The sequence below is a fragment of the Kribbella sp. NBC_00382 genome (genome assembly GCF_036067295.1).
In the GTDB taxonomy this organism is placed as follows: domain Bacteria; phylum Actinomycetota; class Actinomycetes; order Propionibacteriales; family Kribbellaceae; genus Kribbella.
Genome location: NZ_CP107954.1, coordinates 5,924,542 through 5,937,885, shown reverse-complemented (window position 1 = coordinate 5,937,885; position 13,344 = coordinate 5,924,542). Strand labels below are relative to the sequence as shown.

Annotated in this window: 12 protein-coding genes; 2 read left to right on the top strand and 10 right to left on the bottom strand. The window is 67.1% G+C overall.

The genetic code is table 11. The features are described from left to right. Nucleotides 1–16: 16 nt before the first annotated feature. From OHA70_RS28315 to paaA, 10 genes are all read right to left on the bottom strand, one after another. On the bottom strand, nucleotides 17–1,711 hold the full coding sequence (locus tag OHA70_RS28315) for a ribonuclease J (RefSeq protein ID WP_328322711.1): 1,695 nt from the start codon (nucleotides 1,709–1,711) through the stop codon (nucleotides 17–19). After that, nucleotides 1,708–2,622 (bottom strand): 4-hydroxy-tetrahydrodipicolinate synthase, encoded by a 915-nt coding sequence (dapA, locus tag OHA70_RS28310; protein ID WP_328322710.1) that lies wholly within the window; start codon nucleotides 2,620–2,622, stop codon nucleotides 1,708–1,710. Before dapA ends, OHA70_RS28315 begins: the two co-directional genes overlap by 4 nt. Before the next feature lie 329 nt (nucleotides 2,623–2,951). Continuing rightward, nucleotides 2,952–3,746: a metal-dependent hydrolase gene (locus tag OHA70_RS28305; RefSeq protein WP_328322709.1), complete on the bottom strand. Its 795-nt coding sequence runs from the start codon at nucleotides 3,744–3,746 to the stop codon at nucleotides 2,952–2,954. Nucleotides 3,747–3,830: 84 nt separating this feature from the next. Then, complete coding sequence (locus tag OHA70_RS28300; protein WP_328322708.1) at nucleotides 3,831–5,405, bottom strand: alpha/beta hydrolase; 1,575 nt, start codon at nucleotides 5,403–5,405, stop codon at nucleotides 3,831–3,833. A gap of 69 nt (nucleotides 5,406–5,474) precedes the next feature. Then, nucleotides 5,475–7,076 carry an alpha/beta hydrolase gene (locus OHA70_RS28295; protein ID WP_328322707.1) on the bottom strand — a complete coding sequence of 534 codons (1,602 nt, stop codon included), beginning with the start codon at nucleotides 7,074–7,076 and terminating at the stop codon, nucleotides 5,475–5,477. A 101-nt stretch (nucleotides 7,077–7,177) separates the two neighbouring features. After that, nucleotides 7,178–8,251 carry a 1,2-phenylacetyl-CoA epoxidase subunit PaaE gene (gene paaE / locus OHA70_RS28290; RefSeq protein WP_328322706.1) on the bottom strand — a complete coding sequence of 358 codons (1,074 nt, stop codon included), beginning with the start codon at nucleotides 8,249–8,251 and terminating at the stop codon, nucleotides 7,178–7,180. Between the two features lie 35 nt (nucleotides 8,252–8,286). Then, nucleotides 8,287–8,763 carry a 1,2-phenylacetyl-CoA epoxidase subunit PaaD gene (paaD, locus tag OHA70_RS28285; protein WP_328322705.1) on the bottom strand — a complete coding sequence of 159 codons (477 nt, stop codon included), beginning with the start codon at nucleotides 8,761–8,763 and terminating at the stop codon, nucleotides 8,287–8,289. Further along, nucleotides 8,760–9,500: a 1,2-phenylacetyl-CoA epoxidase subunit PaaC gene (paaC, locus tag OHA70_RS28280; protein WP_328322704.1), complete on the bottom strand. Its 741-nt coding sequence runs from the start codon at nucleotides 9,498–9,500 to the stop codon at nucleotides 8,760–8,762. Before paaC ends, paaD begins: the two co-directional genes overlap by 4 nt. Continuing rightward, complete coding sequence (gene paaB / locus OHA70_RS28275) at nucleotides 9,497–9,808, bottom strand: 1,2-phenylacetyl-CoA epoxidase subunit PaaB (protein ID WP_328322703.1); 312 nt, start codon at nucleotides 9,806–9,808, stop codon at nucleotides 9,497–9,499. The genes paaC and paaB overlap by 4 nt, the downstream gene beginning before the upstream one ends. Continuing rightward, nucleotides 9,805–10,734, bottom strand: coding sequence for a 1,2-phenylacetyl-CoA epoxidase subunit PaaA (paaA, locus tag OHA70_RS28270; protein ID WP_328322702.1), 930 nt, complete (start codon nucleotides 10,732–10,734; stop codon nucleotides 9,805–9,807). The genes paaB and paaA overlap by 4 nt, the downstream gene beginning before the upstream one ends. Nucleotides 10,735–10,933: 199 nt before the next feature. Here paaA and OHA70_RS28265 point away from each other — a divergent pair, with 199 nt between their 5' ends. Further along, the gene (locus OHA70_RS28265) at nucleotides 10,934–12,148 is read left to right on the top strand and encodes a DUF418 domain-containing protein (RefSeq protein ID WP_328322701.1); all 1,215 of its coding nucleotides are present in this window, start codon (nucleotides 10,934–10,936) and stop codon (nucleotides 12,146–12,148) included. A gap of 87 nt (nucleotides 12,149–12,235) precedes the next feature. Beyond that, entirely contained in the window at nucleotides 12,236–12,850 is a 615-nt protein-coding gene (locus OHA70_RS28260; protein WP_328322700.1) for a GNAT family N-acetyltransferase, read from the top strand. Nucleotides 12,851–13,344 lie beyond the last annotated feature (494 nt).

The following is a 13,344-nucleotide window of genomic DNA, read 5'->3' as shown; positions in this document are numbered from 1 at the left end:
CTGGCCCACCCCTCTGTTAGGACTGCACGACGACCGGGATGATCATCGGCCGGCGACGGTGCGTGTCGCTGACCCACTTGCCGACCACGCGGCGGATCACCTGCTGCAGCTGGTACATGTCGTCCACCCCGCTCCCGATCGCCTTCTCGATCTCCGCCTCGATCTTCGGCCGCAGCTCGTCGAAGACAGTGTCGTCCTCGGCGAACCCGCGCGCCTGGATCTCCGGCCCGGCCATCAGTTTGCCGGTGACAGAGTCCATCACGGCGATCACCGAGATGAAACCCTCGTCGCCGAGAATCCTCCGGTCCTTCAGCGAGGTCTCGGTGATATCGCCCACGGTCGAGCCGTCGACGAACACGTAGCCGCACTCGACCTTGCCCGCAACGACGGCGTTGCGGTTGACCAGGTCGACCACCACCCCGTCCTCGACCACGACGACATTGGCCTCCGGTACGCCGGTCTGCCGGGCCAACTCGGCATTCGCGTGCAGGTGCCGGATCTCGCCGTGCACCGGCATCACGTTGCGCGGCTTCACGATGTTGTAGCAGTAGAGCAGCTCGCCCGCCGACGCGTGGCCGGAGACGTGGACGAGCGCGTTGCCCTTGTGGATCACGTTCGCGCCGTGCCGGGTCAGCCCGTTGATCACCCGGAACACCGAGTTCTCGTTGCCCGGGATCAGCGACGACGCCAGGACGACGGTGTCACCCGGCTGGATCTGTACTACGTGATGGTCGTTCGCCGCGATCCGCGACAACGCCGACATCGGCTCGCCCTGCGAACCGGTGGACACCAGCACGACCTGCTCGGGCGGGTAGTTGTCGAGCTCGCGCATGTCGATCAGCGTGTCGCCGGGCACGGTCAGGAAGCCCAGATCCCGGGCGACCGCCATGTTGCGCACCATCGAGCGACCGACGTACGCGACCTTGCGGTGGTGCTTCACGGCCGCGTCCATCACCTGCTGGACCCGGTGCACGTGCGAGGCGAAGCAGGCGACGATGATCCGCTGCTTCGACGCCTTGCTGAACACGCCGTCGAGCACCGGCGCGATGTCGCGCTCGTGGGTGGTGAAGCCGGGCACCTCGGAGTTGGTGGAGTCGACCATGAACAGGTCGACGCCCTCCTCGCCGAGCCGGGCGAACGCGCGCAGGTCGGTGATCCGGTTGTCGAGCGGCAGCTGGTCCATCTTGAAGTCGCCGGTGTGCAGGACCAGGCCGGCCGGAGTACGGATCGCGACCGCGAGCGCGTCCGGGATGGAGTGGTTGACCGCGACGAACTCGCACTCGAACGGGCCGAAGCGCACCGTCTCGCCCTCGACGACGGTCTGCTGCGGGACGTTGCGGTGCCGGTGCTCCTTGAGCTTGCCCTCGAGCAGCGCCAGGGTCAGCTGCGAGCCGACCACCGGGATGTCGCCACGCTCGCGGAGCAGGTACGGCAGGCCGCCGATGTGGTCCTCGTGCCCGTGCGTCAGGACGACCGCCACGATGTCGTCCAAACGATCCCGGATCGGCTGGAAGTCCGGGAGGATCAGGTCGACGCCGGGCTGGTTCTCGTCCGGGAAGAGCACTCCGCAGTCGACGATCAGCAGCTTGCCGTCGTACTCGAACACGGTCATGTTCCGGCCGACCTCGCCGAGGCCGCCCAGCGGGATGACACGGAGCGCGCCGGGCGCGAGTGGGCCCGGCGCTTGCAGATCGGGGTGCGGGTGGCTCATGCAATCAGTCCTGCCGTCTTGAGATCGGTGGTGAGCCAGTCGACTTGCTCGCCCGTCGCCTCGACCAACGGCGCGCGCAGCGTCGCGTGCTCGATCACGCCGGCCAGCTTGAGCGCGGCCTTCACCATGATGGCGCCCTGCGTCCTCGTCATGATCGCCTCGACAGCGGGGACCAGCTGCCGGTCGATGCGTCGCGCGGTCTCCAGGTCGCCCGCGACGACGGCGTCGATCAACTGCCGGTACTGCGGGCTGGCGACATGCCCGACGACGCTGGCGATGCCGACGGCGCCCATTGCCAGCCAGGCGAGGTTCAGCTCATCCGCACCGCAGTAGTAGTACAGGTCCGAATTGGCCAGCACCTTCGTCGTCGCGGCGACATCGCCCTTGGCGTCCTTCACCGCGACGATGCGCGGGTGCTCGGCCAGCGCGAGCAGCGTCTCGGTGGTGATCGGCACACCGGCCCGGCCGGGGATGTCGTAGGCCATCACGGGCAGCCCGGTGGCGTCGGCGACAGCCGTGAAGTGCAGCTTGATGCCCTCTTGCGGGGGCTTGTTGTAGTACGGCGTGACCACGAGCAGGCCATGTGCGCCGGCGGCCTCAGCGGCCTTCGCGGCCTCCACGCTGTGGGCGGTGTTGTTGGAACCGACCCCGCTGACGACCTTCGCGCGATCGCCGACCGCCTCGAGGGTGGCGCGGATGATCAGCACCTTCTCCTCGTCAGTTGTGGTCGGTGCCTCACCGGTGGTGCCGTTGACGATCAGGGAATCGTTGCCCTCGTCGACCAGCTTGCCGGCCACCTTCTGCGCCGCATCGAGATCGAGCGAACCATCGGGCTTGAAGGGGGTGATCATCGCCGTGGTCAACCTTCCAAAAGGAAGGGCCGTGACGGCGGTGTCTGCGCTAGAGGACATGGGCTCAGATTACCGCCCTCAGCGCCTCAAGAAATGAGTAGGCCTGGTGGCTGTCCGCTCGGGGGTCCGGGCAGCCACCAGGCTCACTCGTCCTATCGGGCCAGGCCCAGTAGTCGTTACAGCTTCCACCAAAAAAATCCGAAAAACTTCCTGCGAGTACTCTCCGCGATCACCTCTTCACTATCCGTTCACTTATCCGCGCGTCAGGTTCTTGCCATGCCGGATTCGGACAGGCAGATCCTGGGCCAGGCGGATGCTGCACGGGTGAAACTGGGTTCAGCAAGAGGCGTCCCCCTGGTGAGTGTGGTGCGCCGGCCGCTGGTCGGACCCTAGCGGCGCGCCACACTCACACCCACCGCGTCGAAGACGTCCGCCAGGAACTGGATCGCGCCCGGCAGCAGCAACACGCCCGCGACGACCAGTACGGGAACGATCAGCAGGTTCTCCACCCAGCCGCCGGTGCGGAAGCGCAGCAGTCGCGGCAGGCGGATCTCGTACCAGGTCTCGCCGCGGATCGGCAGTGGCCACAGCCACGGGCACCCGGACCGCGTGAGGCTGTCGCCCAGGCAATGCACGAACATGCCGACAGCGACAGCGACGCCGATCCACTTGCCGATCCCGTCCAGCCCGGAGTGCAGGTTGTGGACCGCCGACTCACCCGGCAACCAGGTGCCCGCGATCGTCCAGGCGCCGGCAGCCAGTACCAGCGTGACAACCCAGTCGCCGAGCGCGTCAGCGGCCAGCAGCAACCCGACCAGAGCAACGGCCAGTACTGCGCGCCAGCCACCCGCCGCGCCGGCGCTCGACGTCGCGAAGCCCAGCGCGATCGCGGCCGCCAGCGTATGACTCGCATGCCGGTGCTGACCCGTACTGTCCTCGTCGCGCGGCCCCTTCGTCAGCGAGTACAGCAAACTCGAGAAGGCGCGCACCACGCTCGACACGAACCCAGTGATCGGCCCGAGCAACCGGGACGCACCCGCACCCGGATGATCGAGGTCCGGCAGCAACGCATAGCCGGCTGTCGCGGCGGCGAACGGCACCACCTCGGCGACCGTCGTCAGGCCCACCAGCGGCGCGACCGCGAGCCCTGCGCACCAACCGGACAACGCATGCGAACGCCCCATCACGGCGCCCCACCCCCATCAGTCGTGAGCCGCCGATTCTTTCAGCGACCCACGACACTTCTGGGGAGCCACACGCAAGGGAGGTCAGCGCGTCGGCGGCCTGAACTGGTACGGCGCCTTGGCCTTGACCGACCTGGCCTCAACTTGAGCGAACGGGACAGCGTCAGGCTTGCAGACCGTGCCCTTCGCCGGCAGCGCACCGGTCAGCAGATAGGCACTCGCCTTGCTGTCCGCGCAGGAGGACGAGAACAGCGAGGTGTGTCCCCAGCCGCTGACACTGAGCAGCCGCGCGTTGCCGAGGATCTTCGACGTGCTGACCGCATCCTCGTACCGGGTCGCCGGGTCCCAGCGGTTGCCGATCACCAGTACCGGGTTGGCGGAGTGCTTGGTGAAGGGGCCGAGGTACCGGTCCGCGTCGTGTCCCGGCCAGCGCGCGCAGATGCTCGAACTCCAGATCCAGGCGCGCCCGAAGTACGGCCACTTCTTGTCCGCCGCCGCGGCGCTGCTGGCCCAGTACGTCGAGCTGGCAGGGTTCAGCGAGTCGGTGCACCACACGCCGTAGAACCCTTCCGCACCTTGCTCGTATGTCGGCTCGTCGAGTGCCGCGCGAGCTGCCTTGACCTTGCTGGCCGACGCGGTGGCGAGACCCTGGAGGTACTCGGCCAGCGCCGGGAAGGTGTCGGCGCCGTAGAGCCCTCCGAGCGTCTGGCTGATCATGTCGTTGTACGTGACGATCTCGCCGTCGGGCAGTTCGAGCGGGTGCTTGCGCAGCTTGGCCGCGAGGGCGTCGTACCGGGCCTTCGGGTTGCCGGCGCTGAAGGCGCAGTTCGGGCCGCCGGCGTCGCAGAGCCGGAGGAACTCCTGCAGGGTCTGGTACGCGCCCTGCTCGCTCTCCAGCCGGGCGTCGACCGGTTTGCGGACCCATTCGAGGCCGCGGCCGGTGGCGTCCGAGACCGGGTCGATGACGCCGTCGATGATCACCGCGCGGACCTTGTCCGGGAACATGTTCGCGTAGACCGAGCCGATGTAGGTGCCGTACGAGTAGCCGGCGTACGTCAGCTTCTTGTCCCCCACTGCCTGCCGCAGCAGGTCCATGTCACGCGCGACGTCCGCCGTCGACATGTGGTCGATGATCGGCCCGGCGTACTTCTTGCAGGACTTGGCGTAGGCACGGTCGAAGCCGACCCAGGCCTTCTCCTCGGCAGCCGTCGCCGGGAACGGGAAGGGCGCGGTCGCCGCCTCGGCTTGCTCCTGCGTCTTCAAGCAGGTCAGCGGAGTACTACCGGCCACACCGCGCGGGTCGAAGCTGATCAGGTCGAAGCGGGCGCGGACCTCATCGGAGTACAGGTCCTGCCCGACGGACTGGAGGAACTGGACGCCCGAGCCGCCCGGACCACCCGGGTTCAGGAACAGCGAGCCGATCCGCCGCTTGGGGTCGGTCGCCTTGATCCGGCTCACCGCGAGCGAGATGGTCGCACCGCGTGGGTTGTCGTAGTCCAGCGGCACCTTCGCGGTCGCGCACTCGTAGGCCGCCGCCTCACACGCATGCCACGCCAGCTTCGGGATCGGTACACCCTGAGCAGCGGATGCAGGCACCACGCTCAGTAGACCGGCAACCAGCGCGCCGGCCGTAGCCAGCGCCTTCCAACGTCGAGACATCTATGAACCCCCCGTGAGCGGACAGTTACAGAGTTCGGATTCTGCCTCATGCACAGCTTGTTGGAGCGGTCATGACACCAACCTGCCCGGTGTCCATTGCCAAGTGGGCTTTGTCTTGGCCAGCTGGGCAGGGCCTTCGTGGAAGGGGGTGCCCTCGACCTGGCAGACCGTTCCGGCCTTCGGCAGGGCGCCGGTCAGGAGGTAGGCGCTGGCTTTGGTATCCGCGCACCTCGAGGTGAGGATCGAGGTGTGGCCCCAGCCGTTGACGGTCAGCAGGCGGGCGTTGCCGAGAAGCTTCGAGGTACTGACGGCGCCCTCGTAGGGCGTGGCCGGGTCCCAGCGCTGGCCGATGACCAGGATCGGATTGGCCGTGCGCTTATTGAACGGGCCTAGGTAACGGTCGCTGTCGTGGCCCGGCCAGTTGGCGCAGACACTGGCCGACCAGTTCCACGGGCGACCGAAGTACGGCCAGTTGCGGTCAGCGGTACGGGCCGCATTGGCCCAGGCGGAGGGGTGGGCGGGCCTCAGCGAGTCTGTACACCAGACGCCGTTGAAGCCTTCGGACGTTTGGTAGTACGGGGTCTCGGTCTGGAGGGCTTTGGCCTCGGGCACGGTCCCGGTGTCGATGGCATGGAGGTACCGGGCGAGCGTGTGGTAGGTCCCCGCGTTGTACAGGTCGTTGAGGGTCTCCTGCACCAGGTCGGCGTAGGTGACCACTGTGCCGTCCGGCAGTTCGAGGGGGTCTTTGAGCAGCCGGGCCGCAAGAGCGTCGTAGGCGGCCTTCGAGTTGCCGTCGCCGAAGTCGCACTTGGGGCTGGTGCTGGTGTCACAGAGTTTGAAGAACTGGAGCAGTGACTGGTACGCACCCTGTTCGCTCTTCAGCCGCGCCTCCGGCGACTTGGTGAGCCACTCGAGGCCACGACCGGTGGCGTCGGAGACCGGGTCGATGACACCGTCGATGATGAGCGCACGGACCTTGTCGGGGAACAGGTTCGCGTAGACCGAACCGATGTAGCTGCCGTACGAGAAACCGGCGTAGGTCAGCTGCTTGTCCCCGACCGCGGCACGCAGCAGGTCCAGGTCGCGCGCGACGTTCGCGGTGGACATGTGGTTGATGATCGGGCCGGCGTTCTTGCGGCACGCGTCCGTGTAGGCGCGGTCGAAGCCGACCCACGCGCGTTCCTCGGCGCGTGTGACCGGGAAGGCGAACGGCGCCTTCGCCGCGTCAGCCTCCTCCTGGGACTTGAAGCAGGTCAGCGGAGCACTGCGCGCCACCCCACGCGGGTCGAACCCGATCAGGTCGAAGCGGGCCCGCACCTCATCCGTGTAGAGCCAAGGTCCGAGGCCCTCGAGAAACTCGACGCCGGTTCCGCCGGGGCCACCCGGGTTCAGGAACAACGAGCCGATCCGGTGCTCGGGGTCGGTGGCGCGCAACCTGGCCAACGCGATCGGGACCTTCGCGCCGTGGGGATCGTCGTAGTCCATCGGCACCATGGCGGTGGCGCAGTCGTACTCCGGGAACTGCTCGCTGCAGAGCTTCCAGTCGAGCTTCGGAACCTGGGCGCCGGTACTGGTCGCCTCCGCGCTGGGTGCAGCCGATGCCGGCACCATGGTCAGCAGCCCCGCGACCAGTGCACCGATCGTCGCCAGCGTGGTCCATCGTCGTGACATCACGGCCCCCAGAGACTCAGGAAGAAGAGCCCTGGATTCTGCTGCAGGGACAGGCCGATGACCAGGTACAGCAGAGCTGGTTGCAGGTTGTTGCAGTCAGTTCAGGCGTCGAAGTCGAGGGTGACCTTCTCGCTGGTCGGGTGGGACTGGCAGGTGAGCACGTAGCCTGCGCGGATCTCGTCGGGTTCGAGGGCCCAGTTGGTGTCCATCCGGACGGTACCGTCGACGACTTTTGCCCGGCAGGTCCCGCAAACTCCGCCCTTGCAGGCGAAGGGCGCATCCGTCCGTACTGCGAGGGTTGCGTCGAGCACTGCCTTTCCGTGTTCGCCCAGCGGGAAGGTCGAGCGGCGGCCGTCGAGGATCACCGTCACCTCGGCCGCCTCGGCGTCCGTCGTGGTCTCCTCGACCCGGGCCACCGGTGCCTCGTCGCCGACATGGAACAGCTCGGCATGTACGTCCTCGCGGGCCACGCCCTGGTCGATCAGCAGCTCCTGTGCGCCGACGACCATCGCGTACGGTCCGCAGAGGAACCACTCGTCGACGGACTTCACCGGCAGGATCGTGTCGATCATCCGGCCCAGCCGATCCTTGTCGATCCGTCCGCTGAACAATTCGACATCGGTCGACTCCCGCGACAGCACATGCACCAGGTGCAGGCGTTCGGCGTACCGGTCCTTGAGGTCGGCCAGGTCGTCGGAGAACATCACCGAGCCGGCCGTGCGATTCCCGTACAGCAAGGTGACCCGGCTGGCCTGCTCGACCTGCAGGATGGTCGCGACCAGTGAGAGCACCGGGGTGATCCCGCTGCCGGCGGCGATGAACGCGTAGTGCTTGGCGTGCGCGGGATCGAGCGGCGTCCCGAACCGGCCGAGCGGCGTCATCACCTCGATCGTGTCGCCGACCTTGAGCGCGGTCGACGCGTACGACGAGAAGTCGCCGCCGGGGATCCGCTTGACCGCGATCCGCAGTACGCCGGAGCCGGCCGGCGAGCAGATCGAGTAGCTACGGCGGATGTCGTCGCCGGTACGCCGTACCGTCAGGTGCTGTCCTGCGGCGAACTCATACTCCGCCGCAAGCTCTGCCGGGACGTCGAACGTGATCGCCACCGAGTCGTCGGTGATCTCGTCGATCGCCTTGACTGCCAGCGGATGGAAGGTCGCCCTGCGCCTGGTCATCGTCGTCATCTAGATCGCCTTGCTGCGTTGGATGTTCAAAGGTCTTTGAAGTGGTCGAAAGGCTCCCGGCAGGAGTTGCACCGCCAGAGCGACTTGCAGGAGGTGGATCCGAACCGGCTCAGCTCGGTGGTGTCCGGCGAACCGCACAGCGGGCATCGAATGGTGAGGCTCAGCGATACCGGCCCGCCGACCGCACGACGGCCAGTCGGCGGCGCGATCCCGTACTCCGTGAGCTTGGCCTTGCCCTCGTCGCTCATCCAGTCCGTCGTCCACGCCGGCGACAGCACAGTCTCGACGCGACCCTTGAGGTGCAGCGAGTCGAGGGTGAGCTCGACCTCGTGCTTGATCAGGTCCATCGCTGGGCAGCCGGAGTACGTCGGGGTGATCGTCACGACCACCTCGTCGCCCTCGTGCCGGACGCCGCGCAGAACGCCGAGATCGGCGATCGTCAGCACCGGTACTTCGGGATCCGCGACCTCCCCGACTGCCTCGAAGATCGCGGTGTCCGTCACCACGTCGCGCCCGGATGCGAGCGGGCGACGTGCTGCAGCTCGGCGAGCAGGTACCCGAAGTGTTCGGTATGACGGCCTTCGCGGCCACCACTGTGCTGGTACGACGAGGTCGGCCGCTCACACGTGGATGCGTCGATCACCTCGGTGACCCGGCGCAGCCACTCCTCCTCCAGCGTCGACGGGTCGACAGCGACGTCGAGCCGCTGGACCAGGTCGTCGGAGGCGAAGAGTTCGGCTGTGTAGGGCCACATTTCTTGCAGGCCGGCCTGCATCCGGGCGTGGCTCTCTTCGGTGCCGTCGCCGAGGCGTAGTGCCCATTGGGTGGCGTGGTCGACGTGGTACGCGACCTCTTTGACCGCCTTGCCGGCGACACCTGCGAGGGTCTCGTCGGCGGAGTTGCGCAGCTCGTCGTACAGGAGATGCTGGTACGTGGCGAAGTACAGGAGTTTGGCCATGCTGTGCGCGAAGTCGCCGTTCGGCAGCTCGGTGAGCTGGACGTTGAGGAAGTCACGCTCGTCGCGAAAGTAGGCCAGGTCGTCCTCGGTACGACCGGCGCCCTCGATCTTGCCGGCGTACTGCAGCAGCGACCGGGCCTGGCCGAGCTGGTCGAGGCCGATGTTGCCCAGGGCAACGTCCTCCTCGAGCTGCGGGGCGGCCGCGATCCACTCGGCGGTCCGCTGCGCCGCGATCAGCGCGTCGTCACCGAGCCGGAGCGTGTAGGTGAAGAGGTCGGTCACAGGTGATCGACGCCTTCCGGGACCGTGTAGAAGGTCGGGTGGCGGTAGACCTTGTCGGCGGCCGGGTCGAAGAACTCGTCCTTCTCGTCCGGGCTCGACGCGGTGATGTCAGTGGCCGGCACGACCCAGATCGAGACACCCTCCTGGCGACGGGTGTAGACGTCGCGGGCGTTGCGCAGCGCCATCGTCGCGTCGGGCGCATGCAGGCTGCCCACGTGGACGTGCGAGAGCCCGCGGCGCGAACGCACGAAGACCTCCCAGAGCGGCTCGACCGACGGGCGCGCAGCAGTTCCTGTCGTCTCACTCATGCGGCACTCCCCTGCGCCTTGGCGGCCTGCTTCTCGGCGTACGCCGCTGCTGCCTCGCGGACCCAGGCGCCGTCCTCATGTGCCTTGACCCGGTGCGCGAGCCGCTCCTGGTTGCACGGACCGTTGCCCTTGACAACTTCATACAGCTCGGTGAAATCGGGCTGAGTGAAGCTGTAGTGGCCGGTCTCCTCGTCGAGGGTCAGGCCGTCGTCGGGCACCCGGATACCGAGCACGTCGGCCTGCGGCACGGTCATGTCGACGAAGCGCTGCCGCAGCTCGTCGTTGCTGTGCCGCTTGATCCCCCACGCCATCGACTGCTCGGAGTGGGTCGAGCTGGCGTCCGGCGGACCGAACATCATCAGACTCGGCCACCACCAGCGGTTGAGCGCGTCCTGCGCCATCGCCTTCTGCGCGTCGGTGCCGTTGCACAGCGTGTGCAGGATCTCGAACCCCTGCCGCTGGTGGAACGACTCCTCCTTGCAGACCCGGACCATGGCCCGCGCGTACGGACCGTACGAGCAGCGGCACAGTGGGACCTGGTTGACGATCGCGGCGCCGTCGACCAGCCAGCCGATCGCGCCGATGTCGGCCCAGGTCAGCGTCGGGTAGTTGAAGATGCTGGAGTACTTCTGCTTGCCCTCGTGCAGCAGGTCGAGCAGGTCCGCCCGGTCCACCCCGAGGGTCTCGGCAGCGGCGTACAGGTAGAGGCCGTGACCGGCCTCGTCCTGAACCTTCGCCATCAGGATCGCCTTGCGGCGCAGTGACGGCGCGCGGCTGATCCAGTTGCCCTCGGGCTGCATACCGATGATCTCGGAGTGCGCGTGCTGCGCGATCTGCCGGATCAGGGTCTTGCGGTACCCCTCGGGCATCGCGTCGCGCGGCTCGATCCGGCCGTCTGCGTCGATCGTCGCCTGGAAGCTGTCCATGGGCCGAGCATAGCCGACTTGTGACACTTTTTCTGCAGATCGGACGAGAAGTGTCACAACATGCTGCGTGGGGGTGCTAGGTCCACCTTCAGGTGTGGGCTCAGGCCACTGGGTTGGCGGCCTGTGCGGGATCAGGATTGTGGTCAACAGCTCAACCCCTCCACAGTTCTTCGACGGTCCTTGAAAGGGATGAATCCCCGTGACGCAGCTCATCACCTCACAGCCGGTGGCGACCGACCATCGCGGCCCGGTCACCGGCGCCGAGCGCGCGCTGGCGCCGGACCTGATCCGCGGCGCGATGCTGCTGCTGATCGGCCTGGCCAACGCCGCCAACTTCGCCTTCGCCGGCAGCCCCGGCCTGAACGGCACCCCGCACGGTCTCGAGCGGATCCTGAACTTCCTCAAGATCACCTTGGTCGACGCCCGGGCGTACCCGGTCTTCGCGGTGATGTTCGGCTACGGCCTGGTCCAGCTCGCCCGGCGCCAACGCAATTCCGGGACGTCGGTCAGCGGCGTACGGAAGATCCTGCTGAAGCGGAACGCCTGGCTGGTCGCCTTCGGCCTGGCGCACGCGACGCTCCTGTACTTCGGGGACTTCCTCGGCGCGTACGGCCTGGTCGGCATCATCTGCACGCTGCTACTGCTGAACCGCGGCGACCGGTTCCACAAGATCGTCCTGTGGATCTGGGGTGCCCAGGTCGTCTACGTGATCGTCACTGCAGGGATGGCCGCGCTCGCCGTCATCAACTCGGGACCGGGCCAGTCGATGACGAACAGCCCGAACCCGTCGCTGGCCGCCACGAGCTACGGCTCCAGCCTGATCCACCGGCTGCAGGAGTACCCGGCGCACACCGCCTTCGTACTCGGCTTCACCGTCATCGTCTGGCTGGGCATCTGGGCCGCTCGCAAGCAGATCCTGGAGAACCCGCTGGCTCACAAAACTTTGCTGACCCGGGTGGCAGCCGTTGCGATGAGCATCACCGTCCTCGGCGGTCTGCCGCTCGCCCTGGTCGCCGCCGGCTGGCTGCACGTCGACGAGGCCGCGATCAGCAAGCTCGCTTTCCTCCACGATCTCAGCGGTCAGTTCGGTGGACCTGGCTACATCGCCCTCTTCGCTCTCCTAGTCGGCAAGCTCACCGCTAACCGTCGCCCGGCTGAGCTGGGCATGCCGGTCCAGGCGATCTCCGCCCTCGGCCAGCGGTCGATGTCGGGCTACCTGTTCCAGTCGGTCTCCTGGATGGTCCTGCTGGCCCCCTTCACCCTCAACCTGGGCGACCGCCTCGGCAGCACCGCCTGGACCGCCTTCGGCGCCGCAGTACTGGTCTGGACGATCTCGGTGATCGCCGCCTACCAGATGAAGAAGCACTCGTACCGCGGCCCCGCCGAAACCCTCCTCCGAAAGCTCGTCTACTGATCCCTCTCTGAGCCGCCTCCGGCAGGACACCTACCCGACGGGTGTCCTGCTGGAGGTCTTTGTTTTGCCCTTTGAAAGGATGTCCGCATGAACCACGACGACTTCGGCGTACCGGAACCGGAAAGCCTGACTTCGATGGGCACCACCGAGGACCCGATCGCCGAGTCAAGCGTCCGCCTGGCCCTACCCGCCGAGGCAGACGCCATCGGCGAAATCCAGGTAGCAGCCTGGCGACGCGCCTACGAGGGCCTACTCCCCGCGGACGTCCTAGCCGACCTCAACCCCGCACAATTCGCCGCCCAATGGCGAGCCGCCCTCATCGCCCCCGGCGAGGCCCGCAACCGAGTCCTGGTAGCCCTGGCCGGCCGCACCATCGTCGGCTTCGCAGCAATTACCGCCTCCGACGACCCAGACGCCGACCAACGCCACGACGCCTTGGTCGCCGAACTAGCCGTCGACCCGTCAGCCACCCGCGCCGGCCACGGCTCCCGCCTCCTCAACGCAGTAGTCGACACCACCCAAGCCGACAAATTCCAGCGAGTAACCGTCTGGGTCAACACCACAGACGACATCCTCCGAGCCTTCTACACCGACTCCGGCTGGGCCCCCGACGGCGCCACCCGAGAACTAGACCTCTACGGCGACGAATCAGTCCGAGTAAAACAAGTCCGCCTACACACCTCCCCCTCCACCGACGAGTAAGTGTTTAGGCCCCACCCGTACCCGCTCGCCGAGCCAGAGTCTTGAGCCCACCCGAACCACAAGGCGCGCACGGCATTGGCCAACGCGAACCAGGTTGGCCGCCTATGCAACACGCAGGACCGCCCGATTACGGGAGTCGTGCCAGTTGTGCGTCGACCATCAGACGCCTGCGGTGGTACGAGCGAACTCGGGATAACCCGGAGCGCCATGTTTGACCGCCGCCTCATCGGCGAGCGCCATCGTCAAGCCCGTGCATCCTCAGCCGTGCGACGCGCAATGACACAACCTACTTCGGATCAGGCGTCACGTTCGTCTGCTGGCGAGCATCATCAATCTCACGCTTCTCATCCCGCCGACGAGCCCGCGAAGCCCATTCCTTGGCCTCCTCGGCATGACCCCAATGCCCATGCTTACGGGACATATCCCGAGCACCAGCATGCTCCGTCTTGCCTCGCCCTAGCGCCACTCCAACAGGATAGCCATCGGCATTGGTC

Coding starts and splice junctions, on each gene's coding strand:
- OHA70_RS28315 (WP_328322711.1), bottom strand. CDS start 1,711: ATGAGCCACCCGCACCCCGATCTGCAAGCGCCGGGCCCACTCGCGCCC.
- dapA (WP_328322710.1), bottom strand. CDS start 2,622: ATGTCCTCTAGCGCAGACACCGCCGTCACGGCCCTTCCTTTTGGAAGG.
- OHA70_RS28305 (WP_328322709.1), bottom strand. CDS start 3,746: ATGGGGCGTTCGCATGCGTTGTCCGGTTGGTGCGCAGGGCTCGCGGTC.
- OHA70_RS28300 (WP_328322708.1), bottom strand. CDS start 5,405: ATGTCTCGACGTTGGAAGGCGCTGGCTACGGCCGGCGCGCTGGTTGCC.
- OHA70_RS28295 (WP_328322707.1), bottom strand. CDS start 7,076: ATGTCACGACGATGGACCACGCTGGCGACGATCGGTGCACTGGTCGCG.
- paaE (WP_328322706.1), bottom strand. CDS start 8,251: ATGACCAGGCGCAGGGCGACCTTCCATCCGCTGGCAGTCAAGGCGATC.
- paaB (WP_328322703.1), bottom strand. CDS start 9,808: ATGAGTGAGACGACAGGAACTGCTGCGCGCCCGTCGGTCGAGCCGCTC.
- paaA (WP_328322702.1), bottom strand. CDS start 10,734: ATGGACAGCTTCCAGGCGACGATCGACGCAGACGGCCGGATCGAGCCG.
- OHA70_RS28260 (WP_328322700.1), top strand. CDS start 12,236: ATGAACCACGACGACTTCGGCGTACCGGAACCGGAAAGCCTGACTTCG.